The following is a 14,465-nucleotide window of genomic DNA, read 5'->3' as shown; positions in this document are numbered from 1 at the left end:
ATTGATTGACTTTATGGATACTTTTCAACTATAATAAGGCGAAAATTAGTGCTGTCTAACGTGAGGCACTATAGCATAGGTAATCCATGATGAGGATTAGTAATTCACACTGGACATAGCAGAGAGTCGGCGTATGGTGCAAGTCGATTGTCAGTAATGAATGAACTCGCCTCGGAGATATACGGTCAACGCAGGCACAGATTTTCACTGTGCATGTCAGTAAATCGTATCGGCGCACCGCCGTTATCAGGTGTAAAGGGAGCGAACAGCGAAGCACGCTGGACGCTAACTAGGGTGGTACCACGGGAATTCAACCTCTCGTCCCTAGCGCTGAACACGCTAGGGATGTAGAGGTTTTTTTTATAGATGATAGGGTATTTAAGGTTTCCAGAGGAGCTGAACCACTCGATCATCGAGAAAAATTTGCGCAAAATGAGGTCTGTCTTCAGGGGAAGTACGTCGATAGACGTAATTTGTTCTGAATTTCAGTGAGTACGGCCTGTCATGCGACAAGAGTAAGTGTACATTGTTGGAGGAGGAAATAAGATGAGCGACACGACACAGCCGAAGCACGGCTATCAGCCACAGCAGCTTGAACCGAAATGGCAGACTTATTGGGAGGACAACCATACCTTCCGTACCGGAGAAGAGGCTGGTAAGCCTAAATTCTACGCACTGGATATGTTCCCGTATCCTTCGGGCGCAGGGCTTCATGTAGGCCATCCAGAAGGGTATACAGCTACAGATATAGTATCGAGATACAAGCGGATGAAGGGCTACAATGTACTTCACCCTATGGGTTGGGATGCCTTCGGTCTGCCTGCTGAGCAGCACGCACTGGATACTGGAGAGCATCCACGGGACATTACCGTGAAGAACATCAATAACTTCCGCCGTCAGATTAAGTCTCTGGGCTTCTCGTATGATTGGGATCGTGAGTTCAGCACGACGGACCCGGATTATTACAAATGGACGCAATGGATCTTTATTCAGCTTTATAAGCGGGGCTTGGCCTATGTGGCTGAGGTTCCGGTGAACTGGTGTCCAGCCCTGGGCACGGTGTTGGCAAATGAAGAGGTTATCGACGGCAAGAGTGAGCGCGGAGGTCATCCGGTCATTCGTAAGCCGATGCGTCAGTGGATGTTGAAGATTACGGCATATGCTGAGCGACTGCTGGAGGATCTGGAGGAGCTTGATTGGTCCGAGAGCATCAAGGACATGCAACGTAACTGGATCGGCAAGTCCACAGGAGCAGAGGTTACCTTTGCTATCGATGGACATGATGCACAGCTTACAGTATTTACTACTCGTCCGGATACACTTTTCGGCGCAAGCTATTGCGTATTGGCTCCAGAGCAGGAGCTTGTGGCGCAAATTACTTCAACGGAATACAAGGATGCGGTGCAGCAATACGTGGATAAGGCAGCGCACAAGAGTGATCTGGAACGTACGGATTTGGCCAAGGAGAAGACGGGTGTATTCACAGGAGCTTATGCTATTAACCCGGTTAACGGCAAGAAGCTCCCGATCTGGATTGCTGATTATGTACTGGCTGGCTATGGTACTGGGGCAATTATGGCTGTGCCTGGGCACGATACACGTGACTGGGAATTCGCTAAGCAGTTCAATCTCGATATTGTAGAAGTCGTGTCTGGCGGAGACATCACTCAGGAAGCCTATGCGGGCGATGGAGAGCATGTGAACTCGGAATTCCTGAATGGCATGAAGAATGAAGAAGCCATTGCAGCCATGATTGCCTGGCTGGAGGAGCAAGGCGTAGGAACTGGCAAGGTCACCTATCGTCTGCGTGACTGGCTGTTCAGCCGTCAACGTTATTGGGGAGAGCCGATTCCTGTGCTCCATCTTGAGGATGGATCAATGAAGACGGTGCCTGAGGATCAGCTTCCACTTGTTCTGCCAGATGTGGAGCAGATCAAGCCGTCGGGAACGGGAGAATCTCCGCTGGCGAATGTGAAGGAATGGGTAGAGACTGTTGACCCAGAGACGGGTATGAAGGCACGGCGTGAGACCAACACGATGCCGCAATGGGCTGGAAGCTGTTGGTATTACCTGCGCTACATTGATCCACACAATGATAAGGAGCTTGTCTCCAAGGAGAAGCAGCGCGAATGGCTGCCTGTTGACTTGTATATTGGCGGTGCTGAGCACGCGGTCTTGCATTTGCTCTATGCTCGTTTTTGGCATAAGGTGCTGTATGATATCGGTGTGGTTGAGACGAAGGAGCCTTTCCATAAGCTCGTTAACCAGGGTATGATTCTGGGCGACAACAATGAGAAGATGAGTAAGTCCCGTGGAAATGTTATTAACCCTGATGATATTGTTAACGCCTACGGTGCGGATACATTACGTGTATATGAAATGTTTATGGGTCCATTGGAAGCTACCAAGCCTTGGAATGAAAAGGGCGTAGAGGGAATCCATCGTTTCCTTTCTCGTGTATGGCGTCTGTTCATTACTGACGCTGGTGAGCTGAATGACAAGATTACTGACGAAGTCGGCAGTGATGAGTTCAGACGCACATGGCACAAGACTGTGAAGAAGGTTACGGAGGACATGGAGCATCTGCGCTTCAATACCGCCATCAGCCAGCTCATGATCTTTATCAATGATGCATACAAGGCTGAGACGTTGCCTCGTGCCGCGATGGAGAACTTCTTGCAGTTACTCTCCCCGCTGGCTCCGCATATTGCTGAAGAGCTGTGGGAGCGCTTGGGGCATCAAGAGAGCATCACGTATGTGGCCTGGCCGCAGTATGATGCAGCTTGGGCTATTGACGCCGAGGTGGAGATTGTCATTCAGATCAACGGGAAAATTGTACAGCGTACAACGGTCTCCAAGGAGCTGGATGCCAAAGGACTGGAGGAGCATGCCCTCTCACTGGAGTCCGTGACAGAGGCGCTTGCTGGCAAGACGATTCGCAAGATCATCGCAGTTCCAGCCAAGCTTGTCAATATCGTTGCTGGTTAATGGAGCTGTCGCCGAATAGCGCATCAAGCTTCTGTACATCCTCATCATACTTCGTGTGAGTTGTCCGGGTCAGTTCAGGAAATACACTGTCCAGACTCATGCTGAGGACACGGAGCGCTTCCGCTGTAATGCCGCCAGGCACGGACACCCGTGCTTGCAGCTCAGCGGGAGTGAATCCCTCCTCTTGCAATAGCTTGCCTGTACCGATAAGCATCTCTCCAGCCAGTAGGCATAGTGTCTGTGAATCCACACCAGTTGCTTCTGTGGCTGCTTGAATCCATTCCTGTAGAAAGTAAGCAAGGAACGCAGGACCGCAACTGGCGAAGTCAGAAGCGACACGGGTGTGCTGCTCTTGAATACGTACAGGTCTGCTGATGAAGGACATCAGCTTCTCGACGACAGCACAATCCTGTTCACTCATTCGCTCACCGTGTACACAGAGAGAGGACCCTCTTCTGGTGAGATTTGTGATGCTGGGTATGATTTTGCTGATTTTGGCGGGAAGCTCCTTTTCAAGATGAACAAGCTGTAACGGACTTGTAATGGATATAACAATTTGTTCAGGAGATATGAGGTCCTTAATCTCATCCAGGACACATTTGTATTCAAGGGGCTTGACACAAATGAATAATATATCACTGAAGTCGGCTGTTTCACGGTTACTCCATGAGACATGAAGACCGTGATGGCGTTCAGCTAGTTCCAAGACTTTAGTCGTGGTGCGGCTGCTCGCCATGATTTGCTGCGGTGTGAGAGCACCCGCTGCTATAAAGGCGTCAATGAGCAGGCTTCCCATGCTTCCGGTCCCGATAAATCCCACTTTCATCGTTCAACGTCCTCCTTTCATACTGTAAAGGTGTAGGCATAGTCATTCTTCAGAGTATATGCATCCAGTCTTGGCCAACATGTCATGTTTATGAAGGAATTCAGGATTGGATTGAAAAAGGGAGCAGACTATAGACTGGACATTGCAGGATGGAACTTACATATGAGGACGAGAAAGGATGACAGGCTTGAAGCGAGGAACGACATTAGCCGCTGCTGTACTAGCTGTACTCGGCAGTGGGTTTATTTTATTCTCTGGAGGCGAGAAGCCGCATGAGGAAGTATGGAAGCCTCTGAATCAGCAACTTGAGCGGCAGCTTGAACAATCCTCCGACAACGGATTGCCTGTAGCGGAAGCCAGGTCTCTGTCGCAAAACTCTTCGGTTACTCCGTCGGTAACCTCGACCATGAATACTGCCGAGGAGCAGATAGAACCCAAAGCTCAGGAAGCCAATAATTCTGATAAGGGTGAGCACCCGACTCCGTCTATAATAGTTGGTGAAGCAGCGGGAGCGAAAGAAGCTGTACAGAACACGGCTACGATAACGGAAACTTCTCCTACAGAGCTGGGTGTTAATGTTATTGCAGATGGCAAAATAAATGTGAATACAGCGTCGCTCGCTCAGTTGATGGAGCTTCCGGGCATAGGCGAGAAAAAAGCGCAGGCTATTATGGATTATCGGACACAGCACGGTGCCTTCAGACAAGTTGAGGATCTGGAGAATGTGAAGGGAATTGGTCCGAAAATGCTGGAGAAGATGAAGCCATACGTCGGTCTGTAATTACGGCTTGACTTGATGATGATGTATATCTATTCCTGCTACAGGAGAGCGAATGAATATGAGCTTAACGATACGAAAAGATTGGGATACGTATTTTATGGACATTGCCTATATGGTATCTACACGCTCCAGGTGCTCACGCCGTCATGTAGGTGCTGTATTGGTACAAGGCAAGAAGCTACTCGGAACAGCATATAATGGAGCTCCCTCTGGCGTGCCGGATTGCTCGGAAGCTGGCTGTATGATTTCGGAGGAAATCGAATTGGTTATGGTTGACGGGAATGAGGAGCATGTAAAGAAACAGCGGTGTATCCGCACAATTCATGCTGAGCAGAACCTGCTACTATTCACAGACCGCTCTGACCGAGAAGGGTCGACCGTATATGTGACGGATGAGCCATGTTGGACCTGCTCCAACATGCTGGCGAATAGCGGTATTGTGGAAGTTATCTATCACAGGCCATATCCAAAGGATACGCGGAAGGTACAGCAGCTAATGGAGCAAAAAGGGATTGCCTTTCGGCAAATAGTGGACTATCACCCTCCGCAAGAGACTCTGATGAAGATTCAGGATTAGACAGGTAACGAGAGGCTAAAGTTGTATGACTACAGGCAAAGGGCTGTAGGATGCAAGAATACACTGCTATTTATATTAGAGGAGGAACCTCTGAGCGACGATATGTCGCCCAGAGGTTCCTTTTTTGTTGCATAGCTATCGTCAGCATAAGAAAGGGAGGTGTACCATGCAACGAAGACTCTTGGTATGCGTGACCGTGAGTTGGATTGTTGGCAATGCAATCGCTTGTATGTATTCTGGACGTGAGCTGCTCCTGATCTGGATCGGATTGTCGATAGTACTGGCTGCAGTACTACTAATCGTGCGTATCCCCGTGCAAAGAGGCTTATTGCTATGGGTAACACTGACGATTGGCGGATTATACTGGGAATGGAATGACAGCCACAATTCCAGTCAGATACCATCCATATTTCATCATACGGTACTGGAGTCTGCCATTTCGGCGACTGAACAGGGGGAATCTGTAGTTGAAGCTCAATTGGCAGTTGAAGATCAAGCCGTTGTCATTGAAGGCAATATAGCCTCTGCGCTGAAGATTGATGGAGATCGGGTGCAATTTCAGATGAAAATGAGCCAGATTCAGGCCGCTGACCAGACTCAACCACAAGCTTTAGGTGAACTTGTCCTGGTACAAATTAGATTGGCAGCTGTAGAGGAACAGTCCATTGCTAACCAATGGCAAAGAGGAGACCTGATTCGCTTGCAAGGGACCTTGAAGCAACCCTCTCCTGCTAGAAATTTTGGTGGATTCGATTATAGAAGGTATCTACATACGCAGAGAATACACTGGATAGTGAAAGCAAATGGAATTAGTGCAGCGAGCGTTACATCACCATCAGGCTGGAATCAACATACACTGCTACGTTGGAATGATGCCCTCAGAAATAAACTGGGCGGACAGATGGACTCAGTCTTTACAAGCACTGTTCAATCAGGCTATATGAAGAGCCTTGTACTTGGCGTGACAGAGGATATGGATGCTGGAGTATATGATGAATTCACTCAGTTGGGATTGACACATGTGCTAGCGATTTCTGGTATGCATGTTGCTGTATTTACAGCGGGACTATCCTTCTTATGCAAATTGATCAGGCTTCCACGTGAGCATACTTTATTGCTGATGTTATTGGTTGTCCCTGGTTATGTACTGATTTCTGGTGGATCACCATCAGTTGTTCGAGCAGGTATAATGGCGATGCTTGGACTATATGCAGCCAGGAAGGGGATTCTGAAGGATGGTCTGAATATATTATGTGCAGCTGCTCTCGTCATGCTTCTATGGGAACCCTATTTCCTTCTTAGTGTAAGCTTTCAACTCTCTTTTCTTGTGACCGCTGGCTTAATGATCTACGGTCCTATTCTGCGGCCGCTGTTCCGTAGCTGGAAGGAGAGCATTGGAGGAGCTGCTTCGGTGACTATTACCGCTCAACTGGTTTCCTTTCCGTTAACCATATACTACTTTAATCAATTTTCTCTGCTGTCACTTGCTGCGAATTTTGCCTTGGTGCCCGTAATAACCTCCATAGTGATGCCTTTAGGTGCTGCAGCCCTCTTGCTTGGCTTCGTGTGGCAACCAGCTGCGGTGATTGTGGTATGGCCTGCCGAGAAGCTGAATGAATTAAGCTTTGTCATCATTGAATGGGTGAACGGTTATGGAGGTGCGGTGAACATCTGGCCTTCTGTTTCTCTTCCCTGGCTCTGTGCTTATTTTGTGATCCTGTATGCTCTGTTGCGTCTGTTGATGAGATGGATCGATGCATACAGATCATTAAACTCGCACAGTCAAGATATGACAGCTCCTCTCTCCCAATCCAATGAGCGATATGGATGGGTTCGTTCTTTGTTCCATTCCCGCCGGCCTACACATGCGGGGGCAGTTAATGCCGTGTCATCGTTGCCGCTTGCGGCTGTCCCGGAATGGTCCGTGACATGGCGTCCATCAGCGGCTGCTTATGCCAGGAATCGAATGACTAAAGGCGCTTATATCCGTCTAACACTCACATTGCTATCATTCATTATCTTGCTGGTGATGGGATATCAGACACCGACTTATGGCGGTGCGGGTCTGGTGCAATTTCTGGATGTGGGTCAGGGCGATAGTATTCTGATTACGACACCAGCAGGCAAGCATATATTGGTTGATGCCGGTGGGACGATGGACTTTGCGCAGGGTAAAAATGCCTGGAGAAAGAGGAAAAAGCCTTATGAAGTTGGAGCGCAAACGGTCGTACCTCTGTTAAAGCAAAGAGGTGTACATCAACTGGAAGCCGTGATCGTCACTCATGGTGATGAAGATCATGCTGGAGGGATGAGGGCGGTGCTGGAGCAGATCCCCGTTAAAGCTTTTATATTTAATGGAACATTAACGGGGAAAGCTCCTGACCAACTGATTACATTGGCGCTTGCCAAGCAGATTCCTATATATTCAGCGTATAATGGTCTTACCTTGGAACCAGATTCTCATACGAATCTCCGATTCTTGGCCCCTGACATGCGAGGAGAAGAGGTACCTACCCGAAAAGAACAGAATGTCGAATCCGTAGTATTCTACCTTGAAATGGGGGGAGCCTCCTTCCTCTTGACCGGAGATACGGTAACGTCTGTGGAGAAGAGTATGGTTGAAGCACTGATGCAGAAGGAGGGGCATACGATGATACCATCGAACATGATTGATGTACTGAAAGTTGCTCATCATGGAAGCAGGACATCTACAAGTATGGAGTGGCTTTCCTATTGGAAGCCTCGCAATGCTGTCATATCAGCAGGGGTCAACAATGCATATGGTCATCCAAATGAGCAGGTGCTGAAGCGAATAGAATCCTATGGATCGCGTATTTTCAGGACGGATCTTATGGGGGAGGTTCAGTTCAGAGCCAAGGACGGCTTTCTGGAATACCGCCATAAGCTTGTACAGTAGTTGTAGTAGAAATGTCGCGATTAGGGAAAGGTAGCGGAGCAGTTGGCAACCAGGTGGCGATCAGATGCTGCTCAAGCTCGTCACAGGTGACTAGTCTTCTTTTTTCTGTTATTCTTAGATAAGCTTTCCGTAGGGCCATTTTGTTCGGATAATATGCTATTTTCTATTGAGCTAGCTGGAATATAATAGAGTGCGGCTCAGACTGACTGAGCTTATCGACATATGTTACTATTAGTTCATGGGTCCTGAAATGTGTCCCTTCATACATAGGTCCTGTAGGGCTGCTACCCATTTGATCCAGGCTGTTCTTGGGGCGTAATTCTGTGGAATGCAATCGACAGTATGTTCTTATTAGAGAAGCCTCTTGTTGATGTGTAGTACCCCAGGTATAGCCAATTGTGGGAACCTGAAAAATAAGGCTCTGCAGCCAAGGTATTTCCAATAATTACTCTTAACAAAATGAAAAAATACAGAGTTCGGGTGCAACAATCTAAAATCTGAATCCGTCTGTAATATTAACAAGGAGAGGGGGATCCCTTGTGGTAGAGCAGGAGCTCATCAGAGCTGCTCAATCTGGCGATCGCGACGCACTAGTTACCCTTTTAAGAGAAATAGAACAGCATGTATATCGAACTGCCTATTATATCCTGAATAATGAGCATGATGCTATGGACGCTGCTCAGGAGGCACTGATCCGGATTTATTCCAAGATCAACTCCTACGAAGAGAAAGCCCAGTTCAAGACGTGGGTGCAGCGCATAGTGACGAATATATGTATTGACAAATTCAGGCGCACAAAGCCATCGGTGTCCATGGATGAGCATGAATTAGTATTTAGTGATTCGCAAAACGTGGAGGCTGAGGTGCTAACGACCTATATGGCACAGGATGTTCGAGAAGCGATTAACCTGCTGCCCGAGCATCATCGTACGGTTGTTGTGCTCCGTTATCTTCAGGATTTTTCTTACAACGAAATTGCCGATGCACTTGATCTGCCTTTGAATACCGTCAAATCTTATTTGTACCGTGCAAGACAGCAGCTTCAGGGGCTGCTCCAAGAATATCAGAAAGGTGGTGTATCAGGATGAAATGCGATGATGTGATGGACTGGATGCAGCGTTATGTTGATCATGATCTGGGCGAAGATGAGTCGGTACAGCTGTTGAAACATATAGCCCAGTGTGATGACTGTGCAGAGAAGTTCGAAATTCTGCAGGCGTTGTCCCAAGAGCTAGAGCAGCTGCCTGCCGTCACGCCCAAGTTCAGTCTGGTCGATGCTATCATGCCTCAGCTGGATGCGATCGACGAAGCTCGCAAGGAACAGAGTAGTACATTGCAGGAAATGAAACCAATGTCTGCTCAGCAAGAGCCAAGCGGTATGAAACGTAGCAGACCACTTCCATGGTGGAATCGCACAGGTGGACGAGTTACGATCGGCGTAGCCGCTGCAGCGGCTGTACTTGGAATCGTCGTGATGACCTACCAACCTCAAGAACTCCAAAATGCAGATGTTATGTCAAGCCAATTGCAGCAGGAAGACAAAGGACTGATGGAGACGAGTAACGGAAGTGGTTCTGCGCAGGAGCCCTCCGTATCCGACGATATAAATTCCACGTCACCTGCAGATGAAGACGTGAAGGCCAAGGAGTCAACGGGCGAAGCTGTGGAGCAGGAAAATGGCGATCAGCCTGCACAAAATGAAGCCCCGCCATCGGATGATAAATCGCAGCCAGCCCAGTCATCAGCAGGAGATAATTCTCAAGCCGAAAGGTCTGCTCGTACAGGCGAAGAGCCAAGCTCCAAGGAGAGTAGCGGTTCGCCGGCCTCTGACTCCACGAATTCTAAGAAAGAGGACCCTGCTTCATCCTCCCAGCAAGAGTCGAGTGCCAACAGCCGATCGCTTCTCTCACAAGAGGCGGATCAGCCGGCAGAGAGCACCAATGCAGATGAACCTCCTATGGATAAGGCACCGAAAGCTAATCCGGAATCAAACGGAGACATGGCATCTTCTGAGCAGCAGGAATTCAGCCATAATGACATGCTCATTCAGGAAATTCAAATTAACGAGGATCCTGAACTCATGATGTCCATTACAGGAGATAGTCCAGCTAGCGGAAGTACGGATACATCCAGCAACACTGGCAATTCTGGAAGTGCTGGTAATGCGGGCAGTACTCCTAGCTCTGGTGATACCGGGGCAACCAAGGGCAATACAGGTTCAGGTTCAGCAACTACCGGTAGCAGCGGAGAGGCAGCAACGAATTCGCCAGACGGGCAATATTCAGTTGTTGTTGAAGGAAAGAAGCTTACCGTGTATCAACTGACGAATAGCGGCGCTGGCAAAGTATCCATGGAGGTCCGAACCTTGAACGGAACATGGGTATCAGGTAGCTGGTCTGACGATAGCAAGACCTTCACTTACGAGACAGAGCAAGACGGGATTACCAGCAAATATACCTATACCGTGCCTCGTTCGGCAGGTCAGTAATGGTACAATTACGCACAGACTCGATGATTTCTAGGTGAATAAGTTACAAATATGCTGTATTGGCTAGCACGGGGGCGAAGCTCCCGGCTGGCCTTTTTTTGAAGATAATAAAATTTATAAGCTTTCAGCGGGGCTGAATCATTCATTATTTGCAATAAACCTTCAGCAAAAGCGGTCAGTCCTTTGTGAAATTACGTCGATAGTCGTTGTACATATTGGACTTGTTGTGCGAGCGCTCTTTCCCCAACAGCTGATATCTGGTAGGATAAATCGGTGGGGGTGTTGGAATGGACGTTAAATCAGCGATGCAGGCTATTCGCAAAGGAAAAACTGCCCCGATCTATGTGCTGTATGGTACGGAGAAATATCAGATGAAGCAGTTCCTTGATACGCTGAAGGAGCAAATGATTGAGCCAGATCACCAGGAGTTCGCGGTGGCATCATATGATCTGACGGATACGCCAATTGAGGCTGTAGTGGAGGAAGCGAACACGGCGCCGTTTCTCGTGCCGAGCAAGCTTATAACCGTGCGTGACTCCAATCTGTTGTCGGCTGCCAAGGACAATAGCAAGATCGAGCACCGGATTGAGACTTTGCTGAGCTACATTGAACAGCCAGCGGAATATAGCGTCATCGTCTTTGTGGTCTATGCAGACAAGCTGGATGAGCGTAAGAAGCTTGTGAAGCAGCTCAAGAGCGTGGGTGTGGTACTGCACTTTTCTCCGCTTGGTAGTGATGATCTACTGCAATGGATCGGTCATAAGGCACAAGAACAGCAGGTCATGCTGGACACAAGTACAGCGGAGCTGCTAATTCGTTATGCAGGCACTGGGCTTGAGACATTGGCTGCTGAGATTGATAAGCTTTGTCTGTATGCGGGACGGGGCGGGACTGTGAGCAGCTCTGATATTGAGGAGCTTGTGCCACGAAGTACGGAACAAAATGTGTTCGTCATGGTGGAGGAGCTGGCCAATCTGCGTATTCAGAATGCGCTCGCGATCTTCTATGAGTTGCTGAAGCAGAGAGAGGAGCCCATCAAGATTGCAGCGCTGATTACAAGGCAATTCCGTATCATGCTCCAGGTCAAGGAGCTTATGCGCCAGAACTATTCGCAACAGCAGATTGCTGGACAGCTGAGCCTTCATCCCTATGCGGTGAAGATCGCTGGAGAGCAGGCGCGGCGCTTCAGCTTGCAGCAGCTTAGCAGCATGCTTCATGAGCTGGCTGAGCTGGACTATCGTATGAAGAGCGGTCAGATTGATAAAGTGTTGGGGATTGAGCTTCTGTTCCTGAAGCTAGGAACGGGTCAGTCTGCTTAGGAGTGCTGTGCAAGCGAGCATCTGTAGCAAAATTATAGAAACAACCAAAAAATCCTGATCAGCACGGGCTGGTCAGGATTTTTGTCATCATCATATGAAGAAGCGCATTACGCTTGAGCTTTCAGAGCGTTCAACTTTTTAGCCAAGCGGGATTTTTTGCGAGCTGCAGCGTTTTTGTGGATCAGGCCCTTAGTAGCGGCTTTATCCAGCTTTGTGGAAGCAGCTTTGAAAGCAGCAGCTGCAGTTTCAACTTCGTTGCTAGCCAGCGCAGTATCAGCAGCTTTAACTGCAGTACGAAGCGCGGATTTTTGCGAAGCATTCAACGCACGACGCTTTTCAGACGTTTTTACGCGTTTAACAGCGGATTTAATGTTCGGCATTCCATTCACCTCCTGTAAAGGCATTACTATGAACACAAACGTTTCACAACTTAAAATATTTTAGCATGAGCCTATGTAAAATGCAATACAAAACATGGATAAGTACGTTACTTCAAACCCAATGATCTGTATTTTCTCACGGCTTATGCGATAAAAATATATTATGCGGCATATGGACGATGTTTTCAACTATTATTTTGTGCAAAACCTATTTGAATGGATGAATACGGCCTTTTGCTAATTCTGGACGTCCTGTTATTGCTGACGTTGCTCTTATTTGTATTGCAGCTTCTTCAACGTCCGAACGACATCAGCTCTATTCTTGGCTTGTTTCATATAGGCAGGTATGGTGTGAGATGCTGTCCTGAGAGGCGTAGCATAGCGCCTTACCCGCAAATCCGCCGACACGTAGGAGATTAGATAATTCAAATGAGCTCGATTCATGGCCCATACGACTTTGCCGCGCACATAGTCCAGAAAATATAATTCGAGATGAAAGATAGGATCGCGCCCATTTCGAATGTCCGGGTAACATCCTTGATACGCTGGCTTGCGGTGTAGCTCACATAATTGAATCCATCCGCAATGAGGACAGGGCACACGAGCCGATTTGTGCAGGGTACGTTTCTCTTCCTTTATTTGTACATTGAACCAGCGCTCGCAGCTTGTGCAGACCTTCTTGGCATAATACTGATATAAAGGTTGCTCCACTTGTCGGGTGTAGCACTGTGTGCAGCGCCACTCCAATTGATCGTTCTTGCTCAAAATGTACGCATGCCCATCACACTGTCTGCATTTGACATCCACTTGCTCTCCCCGACGGAGAATAACATAGAAATTGTATTTAAAGCCTACTTCATCCTCAAATCGCTTCAACAAGACTCACCTTCTTATAGATCTTTGTCCTTGTACCTTGATCGTATTAAATCTGAGTATGGAGCTGTTGCACGGGGTGATCCCTATCGACCGCTGTTAAGATTGACGTTTCGATCAAGGCACTATCCTAGTACCTCAGATTATAAGAAAGTCTGCTATTCAAAACAAGAAACGTATGGGTGGGAGCAGAAGACGACCTAATGTATGTTCTAATGAACGGTCTAATGTGTAGTCTAATGTGTGGTCTAATAAATGATGCATAAAGTTGGCATCTCTCCAGCACAATAAGAGGAACATGTGTATAGAGGAGGATAATGATGGAGCTGGATTTGCAGAAATACTCCGTTCGGACGGATTTGGCCATAGAAGCGAAAGAGCTGGCTGGCAAGGGCCGTGAGCAGTCTATACCGGGTGTCTGGGAGCAGGTGGAGAATGAAGACGATATTCGAATTACGAGGCTGGATGTAGAGAATGAAGAAGGGGCCAGTCAAATTGGTCGGGTCGTGGGGCATTATGTAACGCTGGAGGTCCCTAAACTGCGGGAGGGTGATACACCTCTTCAGGATCAGGTATCTATGGTGCTTGCTAGAGAGATGGAACAATTCATGACCAAGATTGGGATTGGACCGAAGGGCAAGGTGTTGGTGGTTGGACTCGGTAACTGGAATGTCACACCGGATTCATTGGGGCCTCTTGTAGTTGAGAATCTCATGATCACGCGGCAGTATTTCGAATTGGTGCCTGATCAGATCAGCCCCGGATACCGCGAAGTCAGTGCCATTGCACCAGGGGTGCTGGGCATCACAGGCATCGAATCCAGTGAAATCGTGCAAAGCATCGTTGAACGTACTCGTCCTGATCTGGTGATTGCAATTGATGCGCTTGCTTCCCGTTCTCTGGAACGGATCAACACGACCATTCAGATTGCGGATATTGGCATTCATCCCGGTTCTGGTATTGGGAATAAGCGAAAAGGAATTACGAAAGACATCATGGGCATTCCATGTATCGCCATTGGGGTACCAACAGTATGCTATGCTTCGACCATCGTGAATGACTCCATTGAATTAATGAAGTCTCATTTCGGTGCTAACACGAAACGGGCTATTCTAGGTATGCTCGACGAGATCTCCGAGCAGGAGCGTCTCATGCTGGTGAAGGAGGTCTTACAGCCGCTCGGGCATGACCTGATCGTGACACCCAAGGAAGTGGACAAGTTCATTGAGGACATATCCAATATTATAGCTACGGGATTAAATGCCGCATTGCATGAAGCGGTCGATCCTGGCAATGTTGCCGCTTATACGCATTGA

At 48.2% G+C, this 14,465-nt stretch carries 11 protein-coding genes and 1 other annotated feature; of the genes, 8 read left to right on the top strand and 3 right to left on the bottom strand.

Annotation, left to right across the window (positions count from 1 at the left end; all coding sequences use genetic code 11):
- The first annotated feature begins 77 nt into the window (after positions 1-77).
- Positions 78-329 (top strand) — a binding site (T-box leader).
- Between the two features lie 217 nt (positions 330-546).
- Positions 547-2,988, top strand: coding sequence for a leucine--tRNA ligase (leuS, locus tag D328_RS0125955; RefSeq protein WP_018887967.1), 2,442 nt, complete (start codon positions 547-549; stop codon positions 2,986-2,988).
- Here leuS and comER read toward each other — a convergent pair.
- On the bottom strand, positions 2,969-3,814 hold the full coding sequence (gene comER / locus D328_RS0125950) for a late competence protein ComER (RefSeq protein ID WP_018887966.1): 846 nt from the start codon (positions 3,812-3,814) through the stop codon (positions 2,969-2,971). The genes leuS and comER overlap by 20 nt on opposite strands.
- Before the next feature lie 178 nt (positions 3,815-3,992).
- Here comER and D328_RS31695 point away from each other — a divergent pair, with 178 nt between their 5' ends.
- From D328_RS31695 to holA, 6 genes are all read left to right on the top strand, one after another.
- Entirely contained in the window at positions 3,993-4,595 is a 603-nt protein-coding gene (locus tag D328_RS31695) for a ComEA family DNA-binding protein (protein ID WP_018887965.1), read from the top strand.
- Positions 4,596-4,653: 58 nt separating this feature from the next.
- Positions 4,654-5,172, top strand: coding sequence for a deoxycytidylate deaminase (locus tag D328_RS0125940; RefSeq protein WP_018887964.1), 519 nt, complete (start codon positions 4,654-4,656; stop codon positions 5,170-5,172).
- A gap of 166 nt (positions 5,173-5,338) precedes the next feature.
- Positions 5,339-8,089, top strand: coding sequence for a ComEC/Rec2 family competence protein (locus D328_RS0125935; RefSeq protein ID WP_018887963.1), 2,751 nt, complete (start codon positions 5,339-5,341; stop codon positions 8,087-8,089).
- A gap of 539 nt (positions 8,090-8,628) precedes the next feature.
- The gene (locus D328_RS0125930; RefSeq protein ID WP_018887962.1) at positions 8,629-9,177 is read left to right on the top strand and encodes an RNA polymerase sigma factor; all 549 of its coding nucleotides are present in this window, start codon (positions 8,629-8,631) and stop codon (positions 9,175-9,177) included.
- Complete coding sequence (locus D328_RS0125925; protein ID WP_018887961.1) at positions 9,174-10,577, top strand: zf-HC2 domain-containing protein; 1,404 nt, start codon at positions 9,174-9,176, stop codon at positions 10,575-10,577. Before D328_RS0125930 ends, D328_RS0125925 begins: the two co-directional genes overlap by 4 nt.
- A gap of 287 nt (positions 10,578-10,864) precedes the next feature.
- The gene (holA, locus tag D328_RS0125920) at positions 10,865-11,896 is read left to right on the top strand and encodes a DNA polymerase III subunit delta (RefSeq protein ID WP_018887960.1); all 1,032 of its coding nucleotides are present in this window, start codon (positions 10,865-10,867) and stop codon (positions 11,894-11,896) included.
- A gap of 107 nt (positions 11,897-12,003) precedes the next feature.
- Here the strand turns inward: holA and rpsT are convergent, their stop codons facing one another.
- Both rpsT and D328_RS0125910 read right to left on the bottom strand, forming a co-directional pair.
- Entirely contained in the window at positions 12,004-12,276 is a 273-nt protein-coding gene (rpsT, locus tag D328_RS0125915; RefSeq protein WP_018887959.1) for a 30S ribosomal protein S20, read from the bottom strand.
- A gap of 273 nt (positions 12,277-12,549) precedes the next feature.
- Entirely contained in the window at positions 12,550-13,152 is a 603-nt protein-coding gene (locus D328_RS0125910) for an FmdB family zinc ribbon protein (RefSeq protein ID WP_018887958.1), read from the bottom strand.
- Positions 13,153-13,469: 317 nt separating this feature from the next.
- Here D328_RS0125910 and gpr point away from each other — a divergent pair, with 317 nt between their 5' ends.
- Positions 13,470-14,465 carry a GPR endopeptidase gene (gene gpr, locus D328_RS0125905; protein WP_018887957.1) on the top strand — a complete coding sequence of 332 codons (996 nt, stop codon included), beginning with the start codon at positions 13,470-13,472 and terminating at the stop codon, positions 14,463-14,465.

The sequence above is a fragment of the Paenibacillus massiliensis 2301065 = DSM 16942 genome, assembly GCF_000377505.1.
In the GTDB taxonomy this organism is placed as follows: domain Bacteria; phylum Bacillota; class Bacilli; order Paenibacillales; family Paenibacillaceae; genus Paenibacillus; species Paenibacillus massiliensis.
Note: the sequence above shows the minus strand (reverse complement) of the source record. Positions and strands in the feature narration are given on the sequence as shown.

Excerpts from the sequence above, each read along its gene's own strand:
- leuS (WP_018887967.1), top strand. The coding sequence starts at position 547 with ATGAGCGACACGACACAGCCGAAGCACGGCTATCAGCCACAGCAGCTT.
- comER (WP_018887966.1), bottom strand. The coding sequence starts at position 3,814 with ATGAAAGTGGGATTTATCGGGACCGGAAGCATGGGAAGCCTGCTCATT.
- D328_RS31695 (WP_018887965.1), top strand. The coding sequence starts at position 3,993 with ATGACAGGCTTGAAGCGAGGAACGACATTAGCCGCTGCTGTACTAGCT.
- D328_RS0125940 (WP_018887964.1), top strand. The coding sequence starts at position 4,654 with ATGAGCTTAACGATACGAAAAGATTGGGATACGTATTTTATGGACATT.
- D328_RS0125935 (WP_018887963.1), top strand. The coding sequence starts at position 5,339 with ATGCAACGAAGACTCTTGGTATGCGTGACCGTGAGTTGGATTGTTGGC.
- D328_RS0125925 (WP_018887961.1), top strand. The coding sequence starts at position 9,174 with ATGAAATGCGATGATGTGATGGACTGGATGCAGCGTTATGTTGATCAT.
- holA (WP_018887960.1), top strand. The coding sequence starts at position 10,865 with ATGGACGTTAAATCAGCGATGCAGGCTATTCGCAAAGGAAAAACTGCC.
- rpsT (WP_018887959.1), bottom strand. The coding sequence starts at position 12,276 with ATGCCGAACATTAAATCCGCTGTTAAACGCGTAAAAACGTCTGAAAAG.
- gpr (WP_018887957.1), top strand. The coding sequence starts at position 13,470 with ATGGAGCTGGATTTGCAGAAATACTCCGTTCGGACGGATTTGGCCATA.